Annotated in this window: 25 protein-coding genes; 6 read left to right on the top strand and 19 right to left on the bottom strand. The window is 37.1% G+C overall.

Translation table 11 applies throughout. The features are described 5' to 3' along the window. Positions 1-72: 72 nt before the first annotated feature. A complete protein-coding gene (locus IE867_RS07290; protein WP_192484110.1) occupies positions 73-465 on the bottom strand; it encodes a hypothetical protein in 393 nt (130 codons plus the stop codon). A 72-nt stretch (positions 466-537) separates the two neighbouring features. Then, the gene (locus IE867_RS07285) at positions 538-999 is read right to left on the bottom strand and encodes an excinuclease (RefSeq protein WP_192484109.1); all 462 of its coding nucleotides are present in this window, start codon (positions 997-999) and stop codon (positions 538-540) included. A gap of 136 nt (positions 1,000-1,135) precedes the next feature. On the opposite strand from IE867_RS07285, the gene IE867_RS07280 reads away from it, so the two are divergent. Beyond that, positions 1,136-1,894 carry a helix-turn-helix transcriptional regulator gene (locus IE867_RS07280; RefSeq protein ID WP_192484108.1) on the top strand — a complete coding sequence of 253 codons (759 nt, stop codon included), beginning with the start codon at positions 1,136-1,138 and terminating at the stop codon, positions 1,892-1,894. Positions 1,895-2,010: 116 nt separating this feature from the next. After that, entirely contained in the window at positions 2,011-2,391 is a 381-nt protein-coding gene (locus tag IE867_RS07275) for a hypothetical protein (RefSeq protein ID WP_192484107.1), read from the top strand. 10 nt (positions 2,392-2,401) lie between these two features. On the opposite strand, the gene IE867_RS07270 is transcribed toward IE867_RS07275, so the two are convergent. From IE867_RS07270 to IE867_RS07255, 4 genes are all read right to left on the bottom strand, one after another. Further along, a complete protein-coding gene (locus IE867_RS07270) occupies positions 2,402-3,559 on the bottom strand; it encodes an iron-containing alcohol dehydrogenase (protein ID WP_192484106.1) in 1,158 nt (385 codons plus the stop codon). An 87-nt stretch (positions 3,560-3,646) separates the two neighbouring features. Beyond that, complete coding sequence (locus tag IE867_RS07265) at positions 3,647-6,043, bottom strand: family 20 glycosylhydrolase (protein WP_192484105.1); 2,397 nt, start codon at positions 6,041-6,043, stop codon at positions 3,647-3,649. A 99-nt stretch (positions 6,044-6,142) separates the two neighbouring features. Beyond that, on the bottom strand, positions 6,143-8,329 hold the full coding sequence (locus IE867_RS07260) for a heavy metal translocating P-type ATPase (protein ID WP_192484104.1): 2,187 nt from the start codon (positions 8,327-8,329) through the stop codon (positions 6,143-6,145). Positions 8,330-8,349: 20 nt separating this feature from the next. Beyond that, positions 8,350-8,649, bottom strand: coding sequence for an ArsR/SmtB family transcription factor (locus tag IE867_RS07255; protein ID WP_192484103.1), 300 nt, complete (start codon positions 8,647-8,649; stop codon positions 8,350-8,352). A 174-nt stretch (positions 8,650-8,823) separates the two neighbouring features. Here IE867_RS07255 and IE867_RS07250 point away from each other — a divergent pair, with 174 nt between their 5' ends. Together IE867_RS07250 and IE867_RS07245 are read left to right on the top strand one after the other, a co-directional pair. Next, positions 8,824-10,116 carry an MFS transporter gene (locus IE867_RS07250; RefSeq protein WP_192484102.1) on the top strand — a complete coding sequence of 431 codons (1,293 nt, stop codon included), beginning with the start codon at positions 8,824-8,826 and terminating at the stop codon, positions 10,114-10,116. A gap of 12 nt (positions 10,117-10,128) precedes the next feature. Then, positions 10,129-11,076 carry an acetyl-CoA carboxylase carboxyltransferase subunit alpha gene (locus IE867_RS07245; protein WP_192484101.1) on the top strand — a complete coding sequence of 316 codons (948 nt, stop codon included), beginning with the start codon at positions 10,129-10,131 and terminating at the stop codon, positions 11,074-11,076. A 19-nt stretch (positions 11,077-11,095) separates the two neighbouring features. Here IE867_RS07245 and IE867_RS07240 read toward each other — a convergent pair whose 3' ends face one another. From IE867_RS07240 to rpsA, 7 genes are all read right to left on the bottom strand, one after another. After that, positions 11,096-11,344: a hypothetical protein gene (locus tag IE867_RS07240; RefSeq protein ID WP_192484100.1), complete on the bottom strand. Its 249-nt coding sequence runs from the start codon at positions 11,342-11,344 to the stop codon at positions 11,096-11,098. Between the two features lie 2 nt (positions 11,345-11,346). Beyond that, positions 11,347-11,880 carry a peptide-methionine (R)-S-oxide reductase MsrB gene (gene msrB / locus IE867_RS07235; RefSeq protein ID WP_404826257.1) on the bottom strand — a complete coding sequence of 178 codons (534 nt, stop codon included), beginning with the start codon at positions 11,878-11,880 and terminating at the stop codon, positions 11,347-11,349. Between the two features lie 107 nt (positions 11,881-11,987). Further along, complete coding sequence (locus IE867_RS07230; RefSeq protein WP_192484099.1) at positions 11,988-12,965, bottom strand: calcium/sodium antiporter; 978 nt, start codon at positions 12,963-12,965, stop codon at positions 11,988-11,990. 446 nt (positions 12,966-13,411) lie between these two features. Next, positions 13,412-14,698 (bottom strand): MATE family efflux transporter, encoded by a 1,287-nt coding sequence (locus tag IE867_RS07225; protein ID WP_225629989.1) that lies wholly within the window; start codon positions 14,696-14,698, stop codon positions 13,412-13,414. Next, on the bottom strand, positions 14,698-15,018 hold the full coding sequence (locus IE867_RS07220) for a TusE/DsrC/DsvC family sulfur relay protein (RefSeq protein ID WP_192484098.1): 321 nt from the start codon (positions 15,016-15,018) through the stop codon (positions 14,698-14,700). The genes IE867_RS07225 and IE867_RS07220 overlap by 1 nt, the downstream gene beginning before the upstream one ends. A gap of 100 nt (positions 15,019-15,118) precedes the next feature. Beyond that, positions 15,119-15,610, bottom strand: coding sequence for a hypothetical protein (locus IE867_RS07215; protein ID WP_192484097.1), 492 nt, complete (start codon positions 15,608-15,610; stop codon positions 15,119-15,121). 157 nt (positions 15,611-15,767) lie between these two features. Beyond that, positions 15,768-17,429, bottom strand: coding sequence for a 30S ribosomal protein S1 (rpsA, locus tag IE867_RS07210; protein WP_192484096.1), 1,662 nt, complete (start codon positions 17,427-17,429; stop codon positions 15,768-15,770). A 251-nt stretch (positions 17,430-17,680) separates the two neighbouring features. On the opposite strand from rpsA, the gene IE867_RS07205 reads away from it, so the two are divergent. Then, complete coding sequence (locus IE867_RS07205; RefSeq protein ID WP_192484095.1) at positions 17,681-18,604, top strand: ROK family protein; 924 nt, start codon at positions 17,681-17,683, stop codon at positions 18,602-18,604. Positions 18,605-18,805: 201 nt separating this feature from the next. Then, positions 18,806-19,132, top strand: coding sequence for a helix-turn-helix domain-containing protein (locus IE867_RS07200; RefSeq protein ID WP_192484094.1), 327 nt, complete (start codon positions 18,806-18,808; stop codon positions 19,130-19,132). A gap of 10 nt (positions 19,133-19,142) precedes the next feature. Here IE867_RS07200 and IE867_RS07195 read toward each other — a convergent pair whose 3' ends face one another. From IE867_RS07195 to mlaE, 6 genes are read right to left on the bottom strand one after another with little or no spacing between them, the layout of a single operon-like run. Further along, positions 19,143-19,577: an MAPEG family protein gene (locus IE867_RS07195; RefSeq protein ID WP_192484093.1), complete on the bottom strand. Its 435-nt coding sequence runs from the start codon at positions 19,575-19,577 to the stop codon at positions 19,143-19,145. A 22-nt stretch (positions 19,578-19,599) separates the two neighbouring features. Then, positions 19,600-19,851, bottom strand: coding sequence for a BolA family protein (locus IE867_RS07190; RefSeq protein WP_192484092.1), 252 nt, complete (start codon positions 19,849-19,851; stop codon positions 19,600-19,602). A 20-nt stretch (positions 19,852-19,871) separates the two neighbouring features. Then, positions 19,872-20,177, bottom strand: a complete 306-nt coding sequence (locus tag IE867_RS07185) for an STAS domain-containing protein (protein WP_192484091.1) — start codon at positions 20,175-20,177, stop codon at positions 19,872-19,874. After that, entirely contained in the window at positions 20,149-20,883 is a 735-nt protein-coding gene (locus IE867_RS07180; RefSeq protein WP_192484090.1) for an MlaC/ttg2D family ABC transporter substrate-binding protein, read from the bottom strand. Before IE867_RS07180 ends, IE867_RS07185 begins: the two co-directional genes overlap by 29 nt. Further along, positions 20,880-21,377 carry an outer membrane lipid asymmetry maintenance protein MlaD gene (gene mlaD / locus IE867_RS07175; RefSeq protein ID WP_192484089.1) on the bottom strand — a complete coding sequence of 166 codons (498 nt, stop codon included), beginning with the start codon at positions 21,375-21,377 and terminating at the stop codon, positions 20,880-20,882. The genes IE867_RS07180 and mlaD overlap by 4 nt, the downstream gene beginning before the upstream one ends. Positions 21,378-21,379: 2 nt before the next feature. Continuing rightward, complete coding sequence (gene mlaE, locus IE867_RS07170) at positions 21,380-22,150, bottom strand: lipid asymmetry maintenance ABC transporter permease subunit MlaE (protein ID WP_192484088.1); 771 nt, start codon at positions 22,148-22,150, stop codon at positions 21,380-21,382. Between the last annotated feature and the right edge of the window lie 9 nt (positions 22,151-22,159).

Below are 22,159 nucleotides of genomic sequence, written 5' to 3'. Positions count from 1 at the left end.
ATGTTTGCCTGACATAATTTTTGTTATCTTGTGAATGATATTTAACTATGCTGGTTACCATATTTCATTTACTCAAAACCGGCAAAGATAAATGTCGCCGACCGGCAAAGATAATTGTCGTTCAATATATGTCAGAGAAGATGATGAGCTGTTTCCTCCAGCTATAACAGTAGTGGAGTTTAATATTGGGGTTGCGGAGCTATAACCTCTTCCACTGGAGGTGGTCGCTAAACCATAAGATAGTAATATGTAATCATCGTTAAAATAGACTGCGGCAGGTTTAAATTTTTCGGGTTGCTCCATAATAGCTTGTTCAATTATCGATTGAGCCTTGGATCTATTCTCAATAGACTTATTAGGGTAGGAGATCAGCTTTGCACAACTTGATAAAATTAAGATTAATAATATTGCAATGATGAACTCATAATAACGACGAGCTCTAACTGGTTTGTTTGATTTGTTCATTGATTGATCCTTAATCTCATTGCTGACTAATATTTGCAGTATAGATAAAGAAATGGTATTAATCTAACAATGTTAAGTTTTGGAAGCTATTACATTGGCTTTCAATGCGACACCTGACATCCATAAGCCATTTTCACACACATAAGTATCTGTGCTTGATGTCGTGTTATTTTTCCAATTTGATTGAATATTAGCAACACCATTACCACCCATTTCTTTGGCTTGGCTTTCTAAGCTTAGAAGGGCTGAGTAGAATACCCAGTTACAAGAGGCGACAGGGTCTTTGGCAAAAGCATTAGCACGGCGGCTTGTTGTAATCTCACCTAAGTCTTTAGCACCTGCAGGAGCTGAGTTTTTACCAAAATAAAATTTAAAGTCTGTCGTTTGTGTTTTGACCTTTGTAGGCATTGAGCTCATAGCTTGATTAATATTGTAATTGCCTAATCCAGTATTTGATGAGCAAGCGCTTATTGCCACGGCTGTTGTTGCAACGAGTATAGATAAAGCTGTATTGATTCGTTTAGACCTTTTCATTTTTTTATTTTTTGATAAATAAGTGTAGTATTAATGGTTGGATTATATCCGGCTCAGAGCTGTTGTAAATATATAAGTTGATAATAATCAAACAAAAGTTATGATATAAAGCATAGGGTGATAAATAAGTTTATTAATGAAAGTAAACCAAATTCCATCAGTTAAATATAGAGATAGAATTAAATCTTTAATGTCTAACTTGCCTTCATTAGAGAATTTTGGTGGACTCGCAATTGCAATAGTCTTAAAATCAGGAAGGAGTATATGGCTATCTAACAGACCTGAGATTTCACTTAGCACATTCATCAATGGATTGTATAGGGGCGATTTATTGCTTGCTCCCACATTTATAAAAGATCATCAAGTAATATTTCCTAACGAATTTATAGATGCTGATTTTGTTCAAAGTTCTATTAATCAAATTTTAGTCAAACATCAATTATATCGTTGCTATTGCTATGTTCGTGCATGCGATGATTGTTATATTGTTGTGAGTGTTAACACAAATATTAGGATAGAAAAAGTTGAGCTTTACTATGAGAATAGCCTTTTAAGAATTGAAGAGTTTAGTATTAAATTTATAGATAATATGCTTGATGTGTATCTAGATTACTTGCCTGAGCTTAAAACGACTCGATTTGTTAATGACTCTAAATATAGACATCATATATTAAAGAAGAGATCTAAAGCACCAATTGTTGAGAGATTATCTAATTCTGAAATATTGGTTTTATACTGGAGTGCAAAAGGAAAAACTTCAGATGAAATTTCCAACATATTAAATTTATCAAAAAATACCATAGATACCTATAGACGAAACTTAATTATTAAGCTTAATGCATCTAATATTACTCATGCCGTTTATATTGCTATTAGCTTGAACTTAATTGCATAACTCTCATATATGAGACTATTTTTAGTTATAACTAATCGTTAATATAATTTTTAGAGAAGAGCGAATGATTCTTATCTATCTAAATTATAAATAAACAAATTCAGCGAGGTATAATTATGAAATATACAATCTTAGAGTTAAGCCAATTAATAGAAGAATGGTTGACAAAAGGTAAACTAAATCCAGATATTTTAGCAGATGATTTTATGTTTTCATCACCATTTTGGAAGCAAGCCGATAAGGCGGAGTTTTTATCTAAATTTCTTGATCCTGCAGAATATATTAAAAAAAGCCTGTCCAATATTAGCAATTTTGATCCTGTTATTTGCTGCTTTAGCGAGGATAAGGCATATTTTACACTTGCTTTACGCTATCATACTCAGAATGGATACAGTGTAGATGAAGTGGTGATATGTTCGGTTAAATCTGGGTTAATACATAATATGAACACAGTTTATGATCTTGAACAAACTAAATTGGCGCATAATATCGTTTGATAAAGATCGCTTAGTAACTCATTTGCAAGATTTTTAAACTATCCTCAGGGGTGATATCCGCATGCTCTCCCAGTGCTGTAAGACCATTATCTTTGAGGTTATTAATAATGTCGTCAAATTTATCTTGCGTTAGCTGATAGGCGCTAATTTTGGTTGGGTTACCCATTTTCTCAAAAAAGGCGCGTGTTTTCTCAATAGCGATTTGTACTTTTGTTTCAGCATCAAGTGCTTTATCAACCTGCCAGACGCGTTCAGCGTATTGAATTAATTTGGCTTGTTTTTTATTCTTTTTGTATTCCATAATGCTTGGCAGAATGATTGCAAGGGTTTGCGCGTGATCCAAGCCGTAAAAGGCAGTTAGTTCATGCCCAATCATATGTGTTGCCCAATCGGTTTTGACACCTTGAGCGATAAGGGTGTTCAGTGCTAAAGTAGCTGCCCACATAATGTTAGCACGCACATCATAGTCATTAGGTTGAGTTAGTACTTTTTCACCTTCTTCAATTAACGTGCTGAGAATGCCTTCAGCAAAACGATCTTGTAATTGGGCATTTTGCGGATAAGTTAAATATTGCTCCATTACATGGACAAAGGCATCAACCACACCGTTGGCAACTTGTCTTGCCGGTAGGGTGTAGGTTGTCTTGGGATCAAGAATTGAAAAAACAGGGAATACTTTCTCATGCATAAAGGCAAGCTTTTTATTCAACGCACGGCGCGAGATAACTGATCCTGAGTTCATTTCAGAGCCTGTTGCAGGCAGTGTTAACACACAGCCAAAAGGTACAGCATCAGTAATATCAGCATGTTTGGCTAAAATATCCCATGCATCACCTTTGAACTTAGCGGCTGCAACGATAAATTTAGTGGCATCAATAACCGAACCTCCACCAACAGCTAATACAAAATCAATATTATTTTGTTTGATGAGCTCAACTGCTTTAAGGCAGGTTTCATATTCAGGGTTTGGTTTAATGCCTGAGAATTCAGTCACTTGATGGTCAGTTAATGCTGTTTTTACTTGGTCATAAACGCCATTTTGTTTAATGCTGCCACCACCGTAAATTAATAGTACTTTTTGATCTTTGGCAATTGCATGACTTAATTGCGTGATTTGTCCTTGACCAAAGTAAATGCGTGTTGGGTTATAATAAATAAAGTTTTCCATAAGATGCTCCATTTTAGATCTATGCCATTATTGATTTAATGGCATTAACGGAGTCAAAGTGTAACATATTTTTTGATGGGTATATAACTATTTAACAGGCACTTCTTTGCTAATACCATATGGCATTCCGCGATAAACAACACCAAACTCATTGTTTAGATAGCCAAGAACGCCACTTTGATCATTCATTCCTAAACGTGTCGCAAGACTTTGCCAGTTAGGCTTTTCTAATAAACTTGTTGTCGTTAAAAAAGGACTCCAACTGGCTTCAGCAAGCCCTGTGATTTTAGGGAATGTCTTATATTGTAAGTGACGTGCATTGGTTGTGTTTTCTGTCCATAACGTGCCTTCTAAACCAAGAATATTACTGCGATCACTCGCATTAAGAGCACTAATGCTCTGCAATGCTGTTATCGCACTAGTTAAAGCTGCTTGCGTATCTAGAAAACTGCCTGCCCAATATAAACCAGACTCCCACGCATCTGGGGTATAGGTCAAATCAAAATATAAGTGATCTGAGTAGGCTAATACTGTTGGGTAGCCATGTGATGCTAGTATTCTGGCATGCTCGATACCAGGGTTGGAAGGATCCCAAACCCATGTGTGTGCTGTCTTATCGGCAGCCATTGAATACTTTCCAATATCGCCATGATCGGTTTGCACGAATTGCTGCCAACCCGAGAGTTTAATCTCAGGGTTTGCAGTTTGTAGTTCTTTGAAGAATTGCTGAGAGCGATCTAAAGCTGTGAGATTACCTTGGCAGCTACTGTCATTTGACCATGCATCTTTAGAGACTTCATCTCCACCAACACTAACTTCATTTTCAGCATAAACCGTTGTTTGCCCTGCAAAAAGGGCGCCAATATCATGAATGATTTGATTGATCTTGGCTGTAAATTGTTTGGCTTGTGCTGATTTTTGATTATATAAACATACAGGGATCACATCATTATAATACCCTTGAACACTAATGTAGTCGCTATGATCTAAAGGGTTAATAAAAATATCGGGCATTGCATGCACTAATGCTCGGGCATGTCCTGGTAGGTCAACCTCAGGAATAATGGTTATTTGACGATCATTGGCATATTGGATTAAGCCTCGTATATCAGCCATTGAGTAATACAGACCATAATTGGTTATTGCGTTAGGGAAATCTTTGATCAGTATTTTTTTACTAGGGTCAAAGTCCTTATAATTGGTTAGATCTTGATTGGCTTGCAACATCATTGATGCAGGGTTTGTGCTGTTTTTGACATAACCACGAAAAGCTGCCTTTTTAATAATATCACCTGTGATAGATGGTAGCTCAAGGCGCCACGCTTCATCATCTGCAAAATGTAGATGCAAACTATTAAGCTTCAAAGCAGCCATTGTATCAATCATTGTCTTTAACTCATCGATTGTAAAATAATGCCTTGAAACATCGATTAATAAACCACGATATTTAAATTGTGGCTGATCTTTGATATATACACTTGGGAGTTTATTTTTATGTAAAAATGCCAATTGACGCAACGATTCAAGTGCATAAAATACACCAGCTTCAGTTGCTGCACTAATGGTAATTGTATGAGCCTTAATGCGTAATGTATAGGCTTCTGGGTTATGATTGAGTTTACTTAATGGCTCTTGTTTAATAGCAAACGAATAACTATTTTTCATTGCCTGATTAAATTTAATGCCAAGTATTTTGTTTACATAGTTTTGATCAAACGGGCTATCAAAGTCACTCGTATAATCAAATGTTACTTTTTGCAAATTGATGGCCTGTTTGGCATTAAAGTCTAATATGCTTTTAGGCGATGGAATTAAGCCAAGCTTATTGATGGTGTCGTTATTGGCTGCGGAATTTTGCCAATTCTGTGTAATGTGTTGCTCAATGAGCTGGTGTGTTTTATTAGCATCATAGCCACCAATGTGACTAAAGCCATTGTGAGCGTTATAAGCAGAGAGTGATACATTAATTGGCGTGATAAGGTTATTGTCTTGGTCTGTCACAAAGAATGATTGTGGCATCGAGTTAATATTAGCCGGTGCCCATTGGTTATTATTAATCAATTGAATGGTGTAGCTATGGTGAGCCTTTAATGGAAAGACTGATTCAGGTGCTAATACATTGGTATAGCCATCGGCATAAACTTCTTGTTTGCTGTTCTCTTTTACATAAACTAGTTTACTGCAAGTATCTGTTTGATCATCGCAAATTTCCATGTTGAGGTTAGGGTTAATATCCGTACCCGTTGCAGCAACAGTTAATGCATTAAACGTGCGCGGCATATAAAATCCAATTGACCAATTCACTAAATCTGTAGATGCTTTAAATTGGATAATCGTGTCAAAAACTTGAGTGTTTTCAGATTTAATAATGGTTTGAATGCTGTTGATATTAATATTAGTGGAATGAGCAAATGTGGCATTGACTAAAACGGCTGTTGCTAGTAATCCGGTCGCGATAGATGCTTTGCGTAGGTTAAATATCATAAAGTAAGCTCTCCATCAGAGGTGTAAATAAAGCAATATAGTTGTACATAAAAAGCCAATAAAGTCACAAGAAACCGACGTTTCAGTTTTGTTACAAAATCAATCCTGATTCTTGCTTTTTAATAAGCGCAAACTATTAAATACTACAAGTAAGGAGGCTCCCATATCAGCACCAATGGCCATCCAGATATTGGCAAGTTCAAGTAAGGCCAATGCCATGAAGACTACTTTAAGCCCTAAAGCAAAGGTGATGTTTTGCTGAATAATCGTTTTAACACGTTTGGCATGTTTAATTAACCATGGCAATTTAGCTAAATCATCGGACATCAATGCAATATCAGCTGTTTCAATCGCAACATCACTACCGGCATCACCCATAGCAAGACTTAAGTCAGCCGTTGCCAAAGCAGGGGCATCATTAATCCCATCGCCAACCATTGCAACTGTTTGATATTGTGCTTGTAACGTTTTAATTCTTGCTACTTTATCTTCAGGTAAAAGTTCAGAGTAAACTTCATCAAGTCCAGCTTGTTGCGCAATAAACTGTGCGGCTCCTTTATTATCACCGGTTAATAGCGCGGTTTTAATACCAAGGGCATTGAGCCTAGTTAAGGTTTCTTTGGCATTGTCTTTGATGCTGTCAGCAACGGCAAATAAGCCAAGGATATGATTGCTATTAGCAAAGATTAATAGTGAATGTCCTGTTTTTTCTAATGCGAGAATTTGATCATGAAAGGCATTTAAATTTTCTGTAATTTCGGTTTTCTCATGTAGATATTTATGACTGCCTATCCAGTAATTGTGCTCATTAATTTGTCCTGTGATCGCTTTGCCTTTAATCACTTGAACATTAGAAGCCTTAAAAGTTTTTGCTAATTTGAGTGCAGCCATTTTATCAAAAATAGCGTGTGCCAAGGGATGGTTATTACCTTCTTCTAATGCTGCAGCAAGTTGTAGTAACTCGTGATCACTATACTCTTTTGAGATATTAATAATTGACTGAATGACGGGTTTGCCTTGGGTAATTGTTCCCGTTTTGTCAAAAGCAATCGCTTTAAGCTTTGCCGGTAACTCAAGAAAGCTACCACCTTTGATTAAAATACCATGATTAGCCGCAGCACTTAAGCCTGAGACAATGCTCACAGGGGTTGAGATAACTAAAGCGCAAGGGCAGGCAATAACAAGAATAACCAGAGCCTCATAAATCCAGTTGTACCAACTGCCACCAAATAATAACGGCGGGATAATCGCGACTAATAGGGCAAAGATCATCATCAAAGGCGTGTAGTATTTGGCAAATTGCTCAACCCACATCTCGGACTTTGCCTTATTCGCTTGCGCTAGTTCCACTTGACGGATAATGTTTGACAATGTTGATTCCGTGGCAAGTTTTGTCACTTTGATATATAAAAGACCATCTTCATTTAAACTGCCGGCAAATACAGGATCACCTTGCTTTTTTTCAACAGGTAATGACTCACCGGTAATAGGAGCCTGATTAATAAAGCTTTCACCTTCTTTAACAACACCATCTAAAGGGATACGTTCACCGGGTTTAATAACGATGGTGGCGTTGATATTAACCTCTTCAACTTTCTTAACATCGATATCTTTATGATGTGAACAATAAACATTAGCCGTATCGGGTGCTATTTCTAATAGTGATTGAATCGCTTTTCTCGCTTTGCCAACACTCCATGATTCCAACAATGAAGCGATCGAGAATAAAAAGACAATCATACCAGCTTCTAGCCATTGACCTAAACATATCGCACCAATCACAGCAATGCTCATCAAAAGGTTAATATCAGGACGCATGCGCTTTAATGCTGCCCATGCTTTAGGGTAAATAAAAAAGCCACCAATGATTAATGCCAAAACATAAAAAACAATCGAGCTAACAGGTTGGGCAGTTGCCATACCATGCTCACCAATAAGGGCATCTAAAAAACCATGATAACTGCCATGGATGGCAAAACCTATGATTAAAAACAATGCGCAAATCAGTGTTAATAGGCTGCGTATATGCTTTTGCCAAAAGCTTTCGCTATTGCTTTGTCGTTTGATTTCATATTGTTGCCAACTGATAAATTGGTAGCCTGTTGCTTTGAGTCTTTTCTCAATTTCAGCTTGTGTAAATTGCTGTGTTTGACTGTGGATCATGAGCTTGCCTTTCAACAGATTGAACTGTAAAAGGTTCTCATCTTTGACATAAGGCAGAAGCTCTCGTTTCACCACAGAGACTTCATCCAAACAGTCCATGCCATAAATTTTATATTCAAACATTTTGTTTCCCCTTTATTCAATTAATGGGTTTCATCTGACCAGTGTTTATACATGTCTTGTAAAATACAATGCACATGCTCATCGTATAAGGAATAGATCACTTGTTTTCCTTGACGTTCACCTTTAATCAAACGCTGTTGTTTCATCAATTTCAAATGATGACTAACCAGAGGCTGAGACATGTCAAGCTTTTCGACAAAGTGATTAACCGGTGTTGCTTCTTTAGCACATAAGAATAAAATACGCATACGATTAGCATCACCCATGATCTGGCACACATCAGCAATTCTTGTCAATATAAGTTCATCAATATCACTCATTACAAATCCACAATTTTTTATATAAAAAATATTTTATATAATTTAGATCAAAAGATCAGTGATGTAAAGTGGTTAATACTTCATTGATGTCTGTAATTAAAATTTTACTGTAAAAAAATTATTTTTTTGTTATATTTGTCGCCCTTGAAAATACAGTTCGCAATTCGGAGTGTTATGACTTCCTCCTCGTATCAGGAAAAACTAGCCCAAATGCCATTGGCAAAATCTTGGGTAGTCGTAATTTTAATTTCATTTTTCTTTTTCTTTGAATTTGGCTTAGGTAATGCTTTTAATACATTAACACCTGCCATTTTAAAGGCTTATCCAGATTTAACCCCAGTAAGTGTGAGTTTCATTGCCAGCTTATACTTTTATACGAATATTGCGTGCTTGATTCCTGCGGCGTATATTCTAGATAGGTTCTCACCACGCTTGGCCATATCAATAGCTTTATTAGTCTGTGCACTAAGTATTTTTGCAATGACGTTGACAACAAGTGTTTATGTGATGGGCGTTTCTCGCTTACTTATGGGGATGGGTGCAAGCTTTAGTCTTGTTGGTTGTATCCGCATTGCAACAAATTGGTTCCCAGCAAACCGCTTAGGTTTTGTTATTGGTATTATTATTGCCATTGGTATGTTGGGTGGCTATGCAGCACAAGCGCCCGTTGGTTATTTACTTGATGCATTTGGCTTAGAGCATACATTACATGTCATTAGCTTGTTTGGTTTGGTTTTGGCAGCACTTATTTTTATTGTTGTGCGTAATGCACCAAAGGCTTTAACAGAAGCGCGTACGATGCAGACCAAAGCCTTAAGATCGGAGTCTATCTTAGCAACGTTAAAGTTAGTTTTATCCAAGCCACAAAACTGGTGTGCTGGTATTTATGTTGGTTTGATTAATATTGGCACATGGATGTTAGGTGGGATGTGGTCAAATGAATATTTGATGAAAACCCATGATGTGAGTATGTTAGAAGCACGTTCGATTACGGGGTATATCTTTTTAGGTATGATATTTGCTTATCCGTTTTGGGGGTGGCTGACTGAGCGTATGCGTCGTCGCAAACAACCTTTAATTCTAGGCGGTATTACATCGGTTATCATTATTGCCATTATTATGTTTTGCACGGTGAGTGTTGCACAATTATCAGTATTATTTTTCTTATTAGGATTTGTCACCAGTGCGCAAACCGTTGCTTATCCATTCGTGGGTGAAACTAATCCAATGAAAAATAATGCAATTGCAACAAGCATTGTGTCTATGAATTCATTATTATGGGGTGGTGTGATCGCTATGCCACTATTTGGCGTGATGACAACATGGTTTAATCACAGCAAAGGTTTGGATGATATGGCAGCACCTGGGCTTAATTTTGGCATGGGGATTTTGCTAATTGGCTTTATCATTAGTATTATATTTGCTTTATTCATTAAAGAGACGTATTGTAAGCGTCAAGTGGACTAAGTAAGGGAAAATATGCAATTTCTTGAATTTGAAAAACCAATTGCCGAATTAGAAGCAAAGATTGAAGCGCTAGCTAAGTCAAATGCGCATAGTGAAGATGTTCAACAGGAAATCGAGAAGTTACAGGGTAAAACAACCGATTTAATGAAGAAGATTTATAATTCACTAAGCGATTGGCAGATAATTCAATTAGCACGCCATCCTGAACGCCCATATTTTTTAGATTTACTTAATAAGATTTTTACTGACTTCCAAGAATTGCATGGTGATCGTGCTTTTGCTGATGATAAGGCGGTTGTTGGCGGTTTAGCTAAGCTTGATGATCAAGCAGTGATGGTGATTGGTCAGGAAAAGGGGCGCAAAACAAAAGATAAACTGCGCCATAACTTTGGCATGATGCATCCTGAGGGGTATCGCAAAGCATTGCGATTAATGAAGCTTGCTGAGAAATTTAATGTGCCTGTTATTACGTTTATTGATACACCAGGTGCTTATCCAGGTGTTAAAGCCGAAGAACGCGGACAAAGTGAGGCGATTGCGCGCAATTTGCTTGAGATGTCTAAGTTAAATGTTCCTGTGATTTGTGTTGTTATTGGCGAAGGTTGCTCAGGCGGTGCATTGGGCATTGGTGTGGGTGATAAGCTGGTGATGCTTGAGTACAGTTATTTTGCCACAATTTCACCAGAAGGGTGTGCTTCAATCTTATGGAAGACAGCCGAAAAAGCCGCTGATGCTGCTGAGATTATGGGTATTACCGCTAAGCGTTTGAAAGAACATGATATTGTTGATGAAGTCATCAAAGAGCCTTTAGGTGGTGCGCATCGCAATATCAATGAAGCTGCAAAGGAAGTCAAGATGACGTTGCAACGTTTGTTAGGTGATTTAAGTGCTTTATCTAATGAGGATCGTTTAGCAAAACGTTATGACAAACTAATGTCTTTTGGTGCGTTTGAGGGGTAATTATTTTAAAGGGTAGGTATTAAGAATGCCCAAACCATTTCTTCAATTTATCTTCTGCTTTTAACACATGTTTCTCTAATCTTGGAAAGCGATGTAATAGCTTATGAAGCCATCTTCGTACGGGTGGGACAAGCCACGAAAGCACAATCACCCCAGCGAAAAAGAATATAAACCCGGGAATAATCGGTAGAATCGCGCCAAGTAATGCCAATGCAAATAAAATGATGACAATAACGATGAGTAAGGTTTTCTTAAAAATAATGCGCATGATTATTCCGAGGGTTCGTTATCGTTGAATAAATAAAGGTAGGCGCCATAGCCTTCCTTTGTCATATCATCTTTTGGGATAAACTTAAGCGCTGCTGAGTTTACACAATAGCGAAGCCCTGTGGGTTTTGGTCCATCATTAAAAACATGCCCTAAATGTGAGTCAGCTAACAAAGATCGAACTTCTGTGCGCACGATAAAAAAGAACTTACGGTCTTCTTTTTCCTGAATGTATTTGGTGTCTATCGGTTTTGTAAAGCTTGGCCAACCTGTGCCTGACTCAAATTTATCTGTTGAGCTAAACAGCGGCTCGCCAGAAACTATATCAACATAAATACCTTCGCGTTTATTATTCCAATAGCTGTTGTTAAAGGGTTTTTCTGTGGCTTCTTCTTGAGTGACTTGATATTGCAATGTCGATAACGTGCTAATTTTTTGCTGTTTTATATCTGCATTAAAATGTTGATAATCAGTTGCCATTGTTATACCTCCTGTGCACATTAAGATAAGACCCATGCCAATATTGCGTAGATGCATTGAAATTCTCCTATTTATTGTGATGAGTATATTCTAGCAGGGCAATTGCTGTGAAGTTAGAAATAAAGACAGATGGATTTGTTTCACCTTTGTTTAATATTAAATAGCTACAGCAAGCCAATCGTGCCGATATAAAGGATATAAGATATAATCAGCATGGCACCATAAGGTCGTGTTATAACCCTGCCTTTTTTCACAAGAAGTAGGTAGGTTAGAAAAATAGTCAATAAAGCCGTATAAGACATATCTCGATAAATGATCGTGCTACTTACTGCAGTGGGCCTAATAAGTGTTGCAATACCAATTACAGCAAGTATGTTAAATATATTAGAACCAATGATATTGCCAATAGCTAGATCTCCTTGATTTTTAAGAACTGCAGCAGCAGAGGCTGCTAATTCGGGTATTGATGTCCCAATTGCGATAATAATCAGTCCAATAACAAAATCTGACATTCCCAAAAGCTGACCTAAATGAGTTGCCCCAAAAACAAGTAGTTTTGATCCAAGAATAAGTAATAGCAAATAAAAGACAATCCATAAACCTGATTTAAATGGTTTAATGGAATGATTTTTCTCTTTGATTACTGTGCTATTAGATGGTTGTTTTGTGTTAAATATTTTTATAGCAAATAACAACAGTAAGATAATCAAAAGCATAATGCCGTCAAATCTTGACAAATATAGGTTATAGATAATTACTAGTAAAAAGATAGTAATTATTAATAATATTGCAGATTCCTTTATAAACGTATTATCTTCAGGTGTTTTGATTGGTCTGATTAACAGTACACACCCAAGAATCAAGCCCATGTTAGCAACATTAGAGCCAATAGCATTACCAATTGCTAATGTACTTTGATCATTTAAAGAAGCAACAATGGCAACCACTATTTCAGGACTTGATGTGCCAAAGCCCAAGATAACCATCCCAATAATCAATGGTGATATATTGAAATAGCTTGCAATTTCAGCGGTGCGATGCACAAGTCTCTCGGCACTATAGATAACCACTATCAAACTGATAATGACAATGAAAGTATTTAGTAGCATATACTTACTTCTATTGGTTAGGCTTTTTATCATTGATAGTATCTATGATTTCTGAAAAATTCATAGAATAATCTAGCTGATTTTGTATCTCCCTAATAGCTTGGCGTATGATAGATTATAATTTTCGGTGAGTTTGGATATATGCCATAGAAAATTGGATATAACAATTGAGGTATTAAGTGATGTTAATAGGGCAATTACTATAAAGCATAAAAGGGTAGGCTATATGTAACAGTTTTTTTACATTGCAATACTTGCTTGAAACGGTTTTTTTACATTTATCTGAATATAATGCATCCAATTCGATCAGATGATCGTTAGAAATAATATTTTGAAATTCAAGTAATAGGAGCAGAAAATGACCGTAACAAAAGAGACACAACAAAAAGCATCAACTTGGCAAAAAATCAAAAAAGAGTATATCAAGTTTTGTTCATTGCAAGCACAGTCACATTTGTATTTATAATCGTAGCGTAGTGCTAGCGTTGTTTATGGGTAAATGTAAAGATGGTTGGGTTAATACCAAGTTTTTTGATTACCAAATAAGTTAATACCAGATTCCAGAAAATCATTGCAATTGCTGAGGCAATCGCGACACCAAAGGCATGTAAACTTGGAATAAGTGCTACGCCTAGGGCAATGTTAATAACAAGTGCGATGTAAAAGACACGACATGTTGTTTTCTCAAACCCTGCCATATTTAGGATAGTAAAGACACTACCACAGAGCACGTTAACTGCTTGTCCAATCATTAACACACAAAACAATGAATACGCTTGGGTATACGCCTGACCATAAAGCATAGTGATCCAATAACCTGCAATAATCAGAACCACCATACCAAGCGCTGAAAGCCCGCAGATAATACGTGTATATTCAGTGATTTTGCTCTGAAAGGCATCACGTGACAGCATTTTATAGTCATTGGCTACTTGCGCCATAATATTGGCACTAACGGCATTTAAAACAAAGACAACTAAGGCGCTTAATTGCAGTGCCACGGCGTAATAAGCAATACTTTCATTGCTAGAGAATATTTTCAGTAAAACAATGTCGATTTGACTTAGTAATAAATTCCCCCATTTTAGTAGCATAAAAGAGAGATTGCTGCCGTGTGGTTTATGACTTTTAAATCCGTGTTTAACGCTGATTTTTAACCATAATATAAGCATATATAGGGTAATTGCAGCAAACATTGAGCCCACGAGTAGGGGGGCATTATGAGTTTCGATTACAATATAGATGCCAATGATCACTAGCATAATCAGGCGCATGATAAATTGGATCAAGTTGGCATAAATCACTTTTCTATTGGCAACATAAAAAGACTGCAAAAGGTTAGCAATAAAAAAAGGCAATGCAAATAAGAAGGCAAAAACCTCAATAAAACTGGCATTGGGATCAAATAAATAGATATAGCTAAAACAGCCAATACAGGCAAAGATCAGAATAATTATCCCGCGGCGCCAAAACCAGTTGTGTAGTTGGAAAACTTCTTCTGTACGAGTAACCCCATTGTTGTTAGACCAGCCCCAGCTACGAGCTAAAATCCCATCAGCACCTAAGGTGGCAATTACAGCAGAAATAGTGGCAATGGTCACACCAAACATATATTGCCCATATTCAGAAACAGTTAGATAGTGTGCCAGTAAAATGGCAGAGGCAAAGGCAGTCATTTGTCCTAAGCCTTGTACAAACATTGTCCCTAGAGATTTGATGAGAATTTCATTGTGAAGTAATTTTTTAATTTTTACTGTTAACATCATTAAATGCATCTTTTAGGTTTAGGTAATCCTGCAATTTTGGCAGCTTGCCGTGCAGGTGAGATCGGAAATAAGGTTTGCAGATAAAGGCTATTGCCAATCTCGTGGCCATATTTCTCTTTAAGTGATTTAACCAAAAGACGAATTGCCGGTGCGGTTGTATGTATCTCATAGTATTCACGCAAGAAATTAATAACCTGCCAATGTGCGTTGGTTAGCGTAATATTTTCTTCTTTGGCAAAAGCATCAGCAATATCAGCAGACCACTGTGTGTGGTCTTTTAAAAAGCCGTACTCATCAAGCAGTATAGTAAATTGAGTCATTAATGCAGAAAAGGGAATTTGCAATCGCCATATAGTAGAGGAATTTATACCTATCGTAAATCATTTTGCAGTGTTTGATTCTAAAGCGAATTGAATCAAATTAAACGGTTAGATTATATAAACCAACCTCAATATTTCCTAGCACCTGTTTGTACACCCAAGAAAACGGTAATTGATCAGGGTTGAAGTTATAAACATGAACATCCCATAGCTTGTTTGAAGGATTGTAGTCAATAACCATGTTTAAATAGCAAGGTGCGTTACTGTTATTGCTTAAGGTGTAAAATGAGTTATCAGACATTGTTTTAAAAGCAGGTTGTGCATGCTCTGAATTATTTGTTGAGACCCAACACTGTTGAATTTTTGTTTGTGAAGGTAGGGTAACTCTGTCGCGTGAGGCAAAATAAATTGCTGTAACGCCTTTTTTATGGCGAATTTCTTCTAATAACTCAAGATAGTTATTGTTAATGTATTGATTTAATAGCAGTGAAATATAGCGTGTAGAGTTATCATTTTCTTCACAGGAATGATGTGTACAAGCGTTTAATGATAACGTAGTAATTAACAAAATAAAAAAAATAGGAAGTAGCACAAACCATCTTGACGCTTTTCTGGGTGTTAAAAGTTTTTTGGGTAAAAGTGTCGACATGATTCGCAAAATAAATTAAATCCTTTAATTCAATAATAAAGATAAGGTAAGTAAAAAAAGAAAGGCAACGTGGTCGTTGCCTTAAGGTATTACTTACTGCTTACTTATTCAGTTTTTCTTTGATTAAGTCACCAATGGTTGTTGGCGCCATTTGTTCAGCTTTGTAATTTGTTTTAGCTGTTTTTTCCATATCTTCATCTAGGCCTTTGATAGAAAGGTTGATGCTGCGACGCTTAGTGTCAATATTGCTAACGCGGGCTTCAATTTCTTGACCTACTTTAAGAACATGACGGGCATCTTCAACGTGCTCACGTGAAATATCAGCAACACGGATGAAACCTTCTACTTCAGGTGCAAGCTCAACGTTAGCACCGTTTTGTTGAACAGCAGTGATAACACCAGTGACTTTAGCACCTTTGTCATTTGCAGAGGTGTATTGTGTAAATGGATCATCAGAAAGCTGCTTTATACCAAGGGCAATACGCTCACGCTCGATATCAACAGAAAGCATAACTGCTTCGATTTCTTCACCTTTCTTCAATTGGCTTACAACATCTTCAGCTTTGTTCCAAGCAACATCAGAAATGTGTACCAGACCATCGATATTACCATCTAAGCCGATGAAGATACCAAAATCAGTGATAGAGCGGATCTTACCATTAACTTTATCACCTGGCTTGTGCGCATCGGCGAATGCTTGCCATGGGTTGATGATGCATTGCTTCATGCCAAGAGAAATACGGTGACGTGAAGCATCAACTTCCAATACCATAACTTCAACTTCTTGACCTAAAGAAACTAGTTTGTGTGGGTTAGCATTTTTGTTTGTCCAATCCATTTCAGATGTATGAACAAGACCTTCAATGCCTTCTTTAAGCTTAACAAAGCAACCGTAGTCAGTAATATTAGTGATTTTGCCCATAAGCTTAGTGCCAACAGCAAGCTCTTCAGCAACGCTCGCCCAAGGATCTTCGCCCAATTGCTTGATACCAAGAGAGATACGACCTTTGTCATTATCAAATTTGATGATTTTAACATCGATTTCATCACCAAGCGCTAACATATCACTAGGGTGCTTGATGCGGCTCCAAGACATATCAGTAATGTGTAATAAACCATCAACGCCACCAAGATCGATAAATGCACCAAAGTCAGTAATGTTTTTAACAACACCTTTAACAACTGAACCTTCGCTTAATTTTTCGAACAATGCTTCACGATCTTCTTGCGTCTCAGCTTCGATAACCGCACGACGAGAAACAACGATATTGTTACGCTTAGTATCAAGTTTAACAATCTTAAGCTCGATATCTTTGTCTTCTAGATGAGAGATATCGCGCAATGGACGAACGTCAACAAGAGAACCAGGTAAGAACGCACGTAAGCCTTTAACTTCAACTGTGTAGCCGCCACGAACGTGGTTTGTAATGCGACCCAATACAGTCTCTTGGTCATCACATGCTTTCTCAAGCGCACCCCAAACTTCGATGCGTTTTGCTTTTTCGCGAGATAGACGTGTTTCACCGTTGCTGTTGTCTAATGCATCAAGTACAACATCTACTTGGTCACCAATTTCAACTTCAAGTTCGCCTTGGTCATTTCTAAATTGATCAAGAGAAACAATAGATTCTGATTTTAAACCTGCGTCAATCCAAGCAAATTCACGATCAATCGCAACGATAGTTGCTTTAATGATCTTGCCAACACGCATTTCAGTTTCTTTTAGTGAAGCTTCAAAGAGGTCTTTAAAATTTTCAGTCATGGTTTAGTTCCAATATATCTTAAGCCAGTGGTTAGTTATACATTGAGTTTACTGCATTCACTGGAAAACTGCATAAACTCAGCCTAAAAGGTGGCAAGATTTTAAAGGATTGTCTTAACGTTTTCAATCAGTTGTTGCTGTTTTGTTCAAAAAAGTCAAAAGTTAAATGGTTTCTCTGCTTTCCATTGGCTGAAATAGTCGAAGCGGTATATGCTAATGCCATCAATTCTTAAGTAAAGATCGCTAACAGTATGAAGAGTTATCTATGTTTTGACCTAGGGGGTACTTATACCAAATATGCATTGATTGACTTAGCGGGAAATATCGTTGTATCAGATAAGTATCACACAGGAGAAATCATCGATCCTGAGGCGCTTCTTCAGCAGTTTATTGTGCGTTTTGTAGAATTAAAGGATACGTATCATATTGTGGGTGTTGGTTTTTCGTGTCATGGAATTGTAGACCCTCAAAGAGGTTGTATTGCCTTTGGTTCGCCTTATGTCAAAGCACTAGAAAATTACCCATTAGTCGAGCGTTTTAAACAAGAAACAGGTGTTGAGCTTGTCGTGATTGAAAATGATGTTAATGCTGCGGCTATCGGTGAAGCAATTTATTGGCGGAATAATCACTGTCAGAATTATCTCTTTTTAACTTTAGGCACCAGTATTGGCGGTGCGATTATTATTAATGGTCAATTGTATCGTGGGTTTAATAATGCGGCAGGTGAGTTTGGCTATCTGCTGACAAATGCACAAGATAATCAACAAAATAATGACAAAGCAAGAAACATGCTGTCAGGAGCTTGGGAAGGTTATGCTTCAGCCAAAGCTTTATTAGAAAAATATTGCGCTGCAACACAAAGTAAGGAGGTAAGCATAACACACTTTAAAGAACAGTTATTTAATAAAAACCCTATTGCATTACAAGTCTTTGACTCGTATTTGCATCAGGTTGTTGCTGGACTCATTTCATTGACACATATATTAGCACCGGAATTGATTATTATTGGTGGCGCGATTTCAGAGGAGTCATTCTTTATCGAAGCATTAAGGCAACATTTTCATGAGAGCGTATTACCTTTTTATAAAGAAGTGAAAATTATGCCAGCGCATCTAGGCAATCATGCTGGAGTGCATGGGGTTGCTCGCTTATTGAACAAGTCGAGGGTGTGTTAATGATTATTTGCGTGAAATGCTTGACGGATGCCGTAACTTTGGTTATCAATGATAGTGCGAAGCTAAATTACATAAAGTAATTAAAAACGAAAATAAACAGAAGTAAATAAAGTAAACAGAAATTTAAACGTCTTAAGGTGACTATCAGCATGAAGCTAAGAATGAACACGATGTTTAGATGGAGGAAGGAGTAGTAAAATAATGGCAAATCAATATTCTCAGAGCTTTGAAATTATTCTATCAAAGAAGTATGGGCGACCAGCAGAGGAAGTGCTAAAGGGTTACTCAAGCGAAGGCTTAAGTTATGAGGACGTTGCTGGTAAGTTTGGGTTTAAAACCACCACTGTGCGTAAATGGTGTCGCAAATACAACATTGAGCTCTTGGGTCCTACAGATGGTAATGCGGCAAAAGCTTATGAAACGCTTTATCAATCAAGTCTTAATGCTGTCTCTGTCAATACTTATAACGTACTGTATCGCTCTTGGTCAATTGACCACCAATACTTTACGATTGACAGAAAAAATTAAGATTTGATAGTTAATGAAGCTTAATCAACTCGATCAGTAGCATTAGAATTATTGTAAATAAAAAAGCAGTTGATAATAGAAATGAGCAGAGTCTTAAGCTTAAATTATTCGTTGTTAAATGAATAATTGAGTTAATGATTCTGAAGCTGACAAATAGCCAACCAAGGATGAGAAAATAACTGATCTGCATGAGCTCTGGATTGAGCAAGATAATGACAAAGCAGATATAAAAAAGCACCGGCATTTGAAATAAGTTATCAAGATGTCTTGAGGTGATTTCAAGCCAAGGATGTTCTTTCTTACAAAAATCCATTGTCCGTAAATCATTCAATGTAATCTTGCTTTTACGAATGGCCTGAATGCGACTAAATAGGGTGATAAAAACACTGACGATGGTAAGAATCATCATCACAATAATCGGTATTGACCAAGCGGTTGTTGACATTGTGATACTCCAATTATTAAGTTTACTTAGCTAATGTTTGCCATTTTTCAGGTGTATATGTTTTCATAGCGATAGCATGTAACTCACCTGAAGCAATATATTCATTAATTGCAGCATAAACCATCTGTTGTTGTTTGACTTTACTTAAAACCCCGTTAAAAACATCACTGATAATCGTTGCATTAAAGTGTACATTATCATCACTTTCAATCAGCGCGGTAGTGTTAGCACCTAGTTTATTTTCGATTAAGGTTTTTAATTCGATTGTATTCATGATTTATAATCTCTTATTTGTTACTGTTTAATAAAAGGTGAAAATAGATTATCCAAACCGTGGATGTTAATCAATGATTTAGCATTTTCTGAAACAAGACCCATAAACTTCAGCTTAATGTCATTACTCTGACAGTGATGGATAATACACATAAGAAGTGCAATGCCAGCGCTATCAATCTCTTGAATATCATTAAGATCAATTGCTAGTGTTGACGTTACGGATTTGAGTGCATGATCTAGTTCTTTTTCAATGCTTGAAGCGTTGCTAAAATTAAGGTTACCTTGCAGGGTAAAACTATTTGGATTTTTTATTGATAAGCTCATTGTTCTTTTTCTCAATGGCAAGGTTAATATCTTTAAGGGTTTTATAGTCTTTAAACTGTGCTCTGAAGTTGTCTAATATGCTGACCCCAGCGACCGCTAGATCATAGATTTTCCACTTGGCCGCAGTACCTTTTCCTGCTTCATTTAACATTTTAATACTCAAGTCAGAAGAGGATTGGTTTTGCAAATTAATGATTTTGCCAGTTACAACGATTAAACGTTGTCCTTGCCATGAGTTATTACTGAAAGGAAATATTTGAATATCATAATTACCCGCCTGAGCAATATTCTCAGCATATGAGTAAGCTAACATTTGTGTAATTTCAGCGATAAATTGTTGGTGTTCTTTTTTATCAGCAGTTTGCCAACGCCCCTTACCAACCAATAGTTGAGCGATAATATTTGTCGCTAAAAGTGGCATTACATGCGTGTCAATTAATTGGATAAGTTCTTTGGGGTTTTGACTTAATTCATTTTTTGATTTAATCAATGTTTTTTGTGTTTCAACAATAGATTTTTGCAACAATGTTACCGGATCGGTGTTTGTTGCGGGGTTGCTAACCACAGCAGTGGGTTTTGTGCCCGCAGAGGTTGAGGTTGTTACAGTTGTTGCAGGTTTAGCGTCGGCTGCAAAGCTTAGTTGCATGCTGCCAAGCATTAAAGTGGCGCTTGCAAAGGTTATTATTTTCTTGGTTTTATGGATCATTTTTTATCTCCAGAACCTGACACAAAGGTATTAATGAGTGAGTTTAGGTTAATGGCTGAAGAGGTGTTTGACAACTCTATCGTGCTACCATTTGCTAAGTATTTACTGTTATATAACCCAGGTATGTCCATATTGGATGGGTGCAAGGCAATAAAGCTATCACCTAAAATGCCGCTTGTATCAATGGCGGCGCCATAGCTGCTTGGTATGTTGTTGTAGCGTTTGTTGATGTTTAAAGTAACATCAGCAACGAATCCATTGTAGTTCGGTGTTAACGTGATACTGTTTACTTTGCCGATTTCAACACCGGCAATACGTACTGCAGCACCCGGGCGCAAACTGCCAATGTTTTGAAACTGAGCTTTGACTTGATAAGAGCTATTATCAAAGCCAGAAAGTGATAGTCCACTGACTTTTAACGCCATAAAGATAAGTGCAGCAATGCCAAGAAGGACAAAAACACCTACTAATAGCTCGTAAGATTTCTTATACATTTTTAAACTCCTTTGAACATTAAGGCGGTCATTAGAAAGTCTAGACCTAAAATTGCTAAAGAGGAATAGACAACGGTCTTTGTTGTTGCTTGGGCAATACCTGCGGAATTAGCGCGGCAATTATAGCCTTGATAAAGCGAGACAATCGCAACGGCAATGCCAAATACTAAGCTTTTTAAAATACCATTCATCACATCATCATAAAATAATACTGAAGCTTGCATGTTGCCCCAGAATGTACCACTAAAAAGACCCAATAGTTTGACACCAATAAGGTACCCACCCCAAATGGAGACGGTTGAGAAAAACAAATTTAAAATAGGCACACTTAAAACGCATGCCCAGAACCTAGGTGCTAAGATAAAACGCACGGGGTCAACGCCCATCATATTAAGGCTAGCAAGTTGTTCAGTGGCTTTCATTAGTCCCACTTCAGAGGTCAGTGCGCTGCCTGCGCGTCCAGCAAATAATAAAGCAGTGACCACGGGTCCAAGCTCACGAATAATGCTTAAGGCAACCATTGGACCTAAAGCTGATTCAGCGCTGAATTTAGCAAGTGTATAAAAGCCTTGTAGTGCTAAGACAAAACCAATGAATAAACCTGAAACCAGAATGATCAAAACCGAATTGATGCCAACGTGATAGGTTTGCGTAATAATGCTACGTGGATTGCAGCGACCAAACGTCATCTCAAGTGCCAGTAATATAGACTCACCGAGATTGGTTATTGTGTTTAAGGTGTTGCGACCAAGCATTTGGATTATTTTTAGCATGAATCACTT

Origin of the sequence: Cysteiniphilum marinum (assembly GCF_014857925.1) — a bacterium.
Taxonomy (GTDB): Bacteria; Pseudomonadota; Gammaproteobacteria; order Francisellales; family Francisellaceae; genus Caedibacter; species Caedibacter marinus.
Note: the sequence above shows the minus strand (reverse complement) of the source record. Positions and strands in the feature narration are given on the sequence as shown.

Excerpts from the sequence above, each read along its gene's own strand:
- IE867_RS07265 (WP_192484105.1), bottom strand. The coding sequence starts at position 6,043 with ATGATATTTAACCTACGCAAAGCATCTATCGCGACCGGATTACTAGCA.
- IE867_RS07225 (WP_225629989.1), bottom strand. The coding sequence starts at position 14,698 with ATGATGTTAACAGTAAAAATTAAAAAATTACTTCACAATGAAATTCTC.
- IE867_RS07255 (WP_192484103.1), bottom strand. The coding sequence starts at position 8,649 with ATGAGTGATATTGATGAACTTATATTGACAAGAATTGCTGATGTGTGC.
- IE867_RS07205 (WP_192484095.1), top strand. The coding sequence starts at position 17,681 with ATGAAGAGTTATCTATGTTTTGACCTAGGGGGTACTTATACCAAATAT.
- IE867_RS07290 (WP_192484110.1), bottom strand. The coding sequence starts at position 465 with ATGAACAAATCAAACAAACCAGTTAGAGCTCGTCGTTATTATGAGTTC.
- IE867_RS07180 (WP_192484090.1), bottom strand. The coding sequence starts at position 20,883 with ATGATCCATAAAACCAAGAAAATAATAACCTTTGCAAGCGCCACTTTA.
- IE867_RS07245 (WP_192484101.1), top strand. The coding sequence starts at position 10,129 with ATGCAATTTCTTGAATTTGAAAAACCAATTGCCGAATTAGAAGCAAAG.
- mlaD (WP_192484089.1), bottom strand. The coding sequence starts at position 21,377 with ATGTATAAGAAATCTTACGAGCTATTAGTAGGTGTTTTTGTCCTTCTT.
- IE867_RS07240 (WP_192484100.1), bottom strand. The coding sequence starts at position 11,344 with ATGCGCATTATTTTTAAGAAAACCTTACTCATCGTTATTGTCATCATT.
- rpsA (WP_192484096.1), bottom strand. The coding sequence starts at position 17,429 with ATGACTGAAAATTTTAAAGACCTCTTTGAAGCTTCACTAAAAGAAACT.
- IE867_RS07230 (WP_192484099.1), bottom strand. The coding sequence starts at position 12,965 with ATGATAAAAAGCCTAACCAATAGAAGTAAGTATATGCTACTAAATACT.
- IE867_RS07285 (WP_192484109.1), bottom strand. The coding sequence starts at position 999 with ATGAAAAGGTCTAAACGAATCAATACAGCTTTATCTATACTCGTTGCA.
- IE867_RS07190 (WP_192484092.1), bottom strand. The coding sequence starts at position 19,851 with ATGAATACAATCGAATTAAAAACCTTAATCGAAAATAAACTAGGTGCT.
- IE867_RS07200 (WP_192484094.1), top strand. The coding sequence starts at position 18,806 with ATGGCAAATCAATATTCTCAGAGCTTTGAAATTATTCTATCAAAGAAG.
- IE867_RS07275 (WP_192484107.1), top strand. The coding sequence starts at position 2,011 with ATGAAATATACAATCTTAGAGTTAAGCCAATTAATAGAAGAATGGTTG.
- IE867_RS07250 (WP_192484102.1), top strand. The coding sequence starts at position 8,824 with ATGACTTCCTCCTCGTATCAGGAAAAACTAGCCCAAATGCCATTGGCA.
- IE867_RS07280 (WP_192484108.1), top strand. The coding sequence starts at position 1,136 with ATGAAAGTAAACCAAATTCCATCAGTTAAATATAGAGATAGAATTAAA.
- IE867_RS07260 (WP_192484104.1), bottom strand. The coding sequence starts at position 8,329 with ATGTTTGAATATAAAATTTATGGCATGGACTGTTTGGATGAAGTCTCT.
- mlaE (WP_192484088.1), bottom strand. The coding sequence starts at position 22,150 with ATGCTAAAAATAATCCAAATGCTTGGTCGCAACACCTTAAACACAATA.
- IE867_RS07195 (WP_192484093.1), bottom strand. The coding sequence starts at position 19,577 with ATGTCAACAACCGCTTGGTCAATACCGATTATTGTGATGATGATTCTT.
- IE867_RS07270 (WP_192484106.1), bottom strand. The coding sequence starts at position 3,559 with ATGGAAAACTTTATTTATTATAACCCAACACGCATTTACTTTGGTCAA.
- IE867_RS07220 (WP_192484098.1), bottom strand. The coding sequence starts at position 15,018 with ATGACTCAATTTACTATACTGCTTGATGAGTACGGCTTTTTAAAAGAC.
- msrB (WP_404826257.1), bottom strand. The coding sequence starts at position 11,880 with ATGCATCTACGCAATATTGGCATGGGTCTTATCTTAATGTGCACAGGA.
- IE867_RS07185 (WP_192484091.1), bottom strand. The coding sequence starts at position 20,177 with ATGAGCTTATCAATAAAAAATCCAAATAGTTTTACCCTGCAAGGTAAC.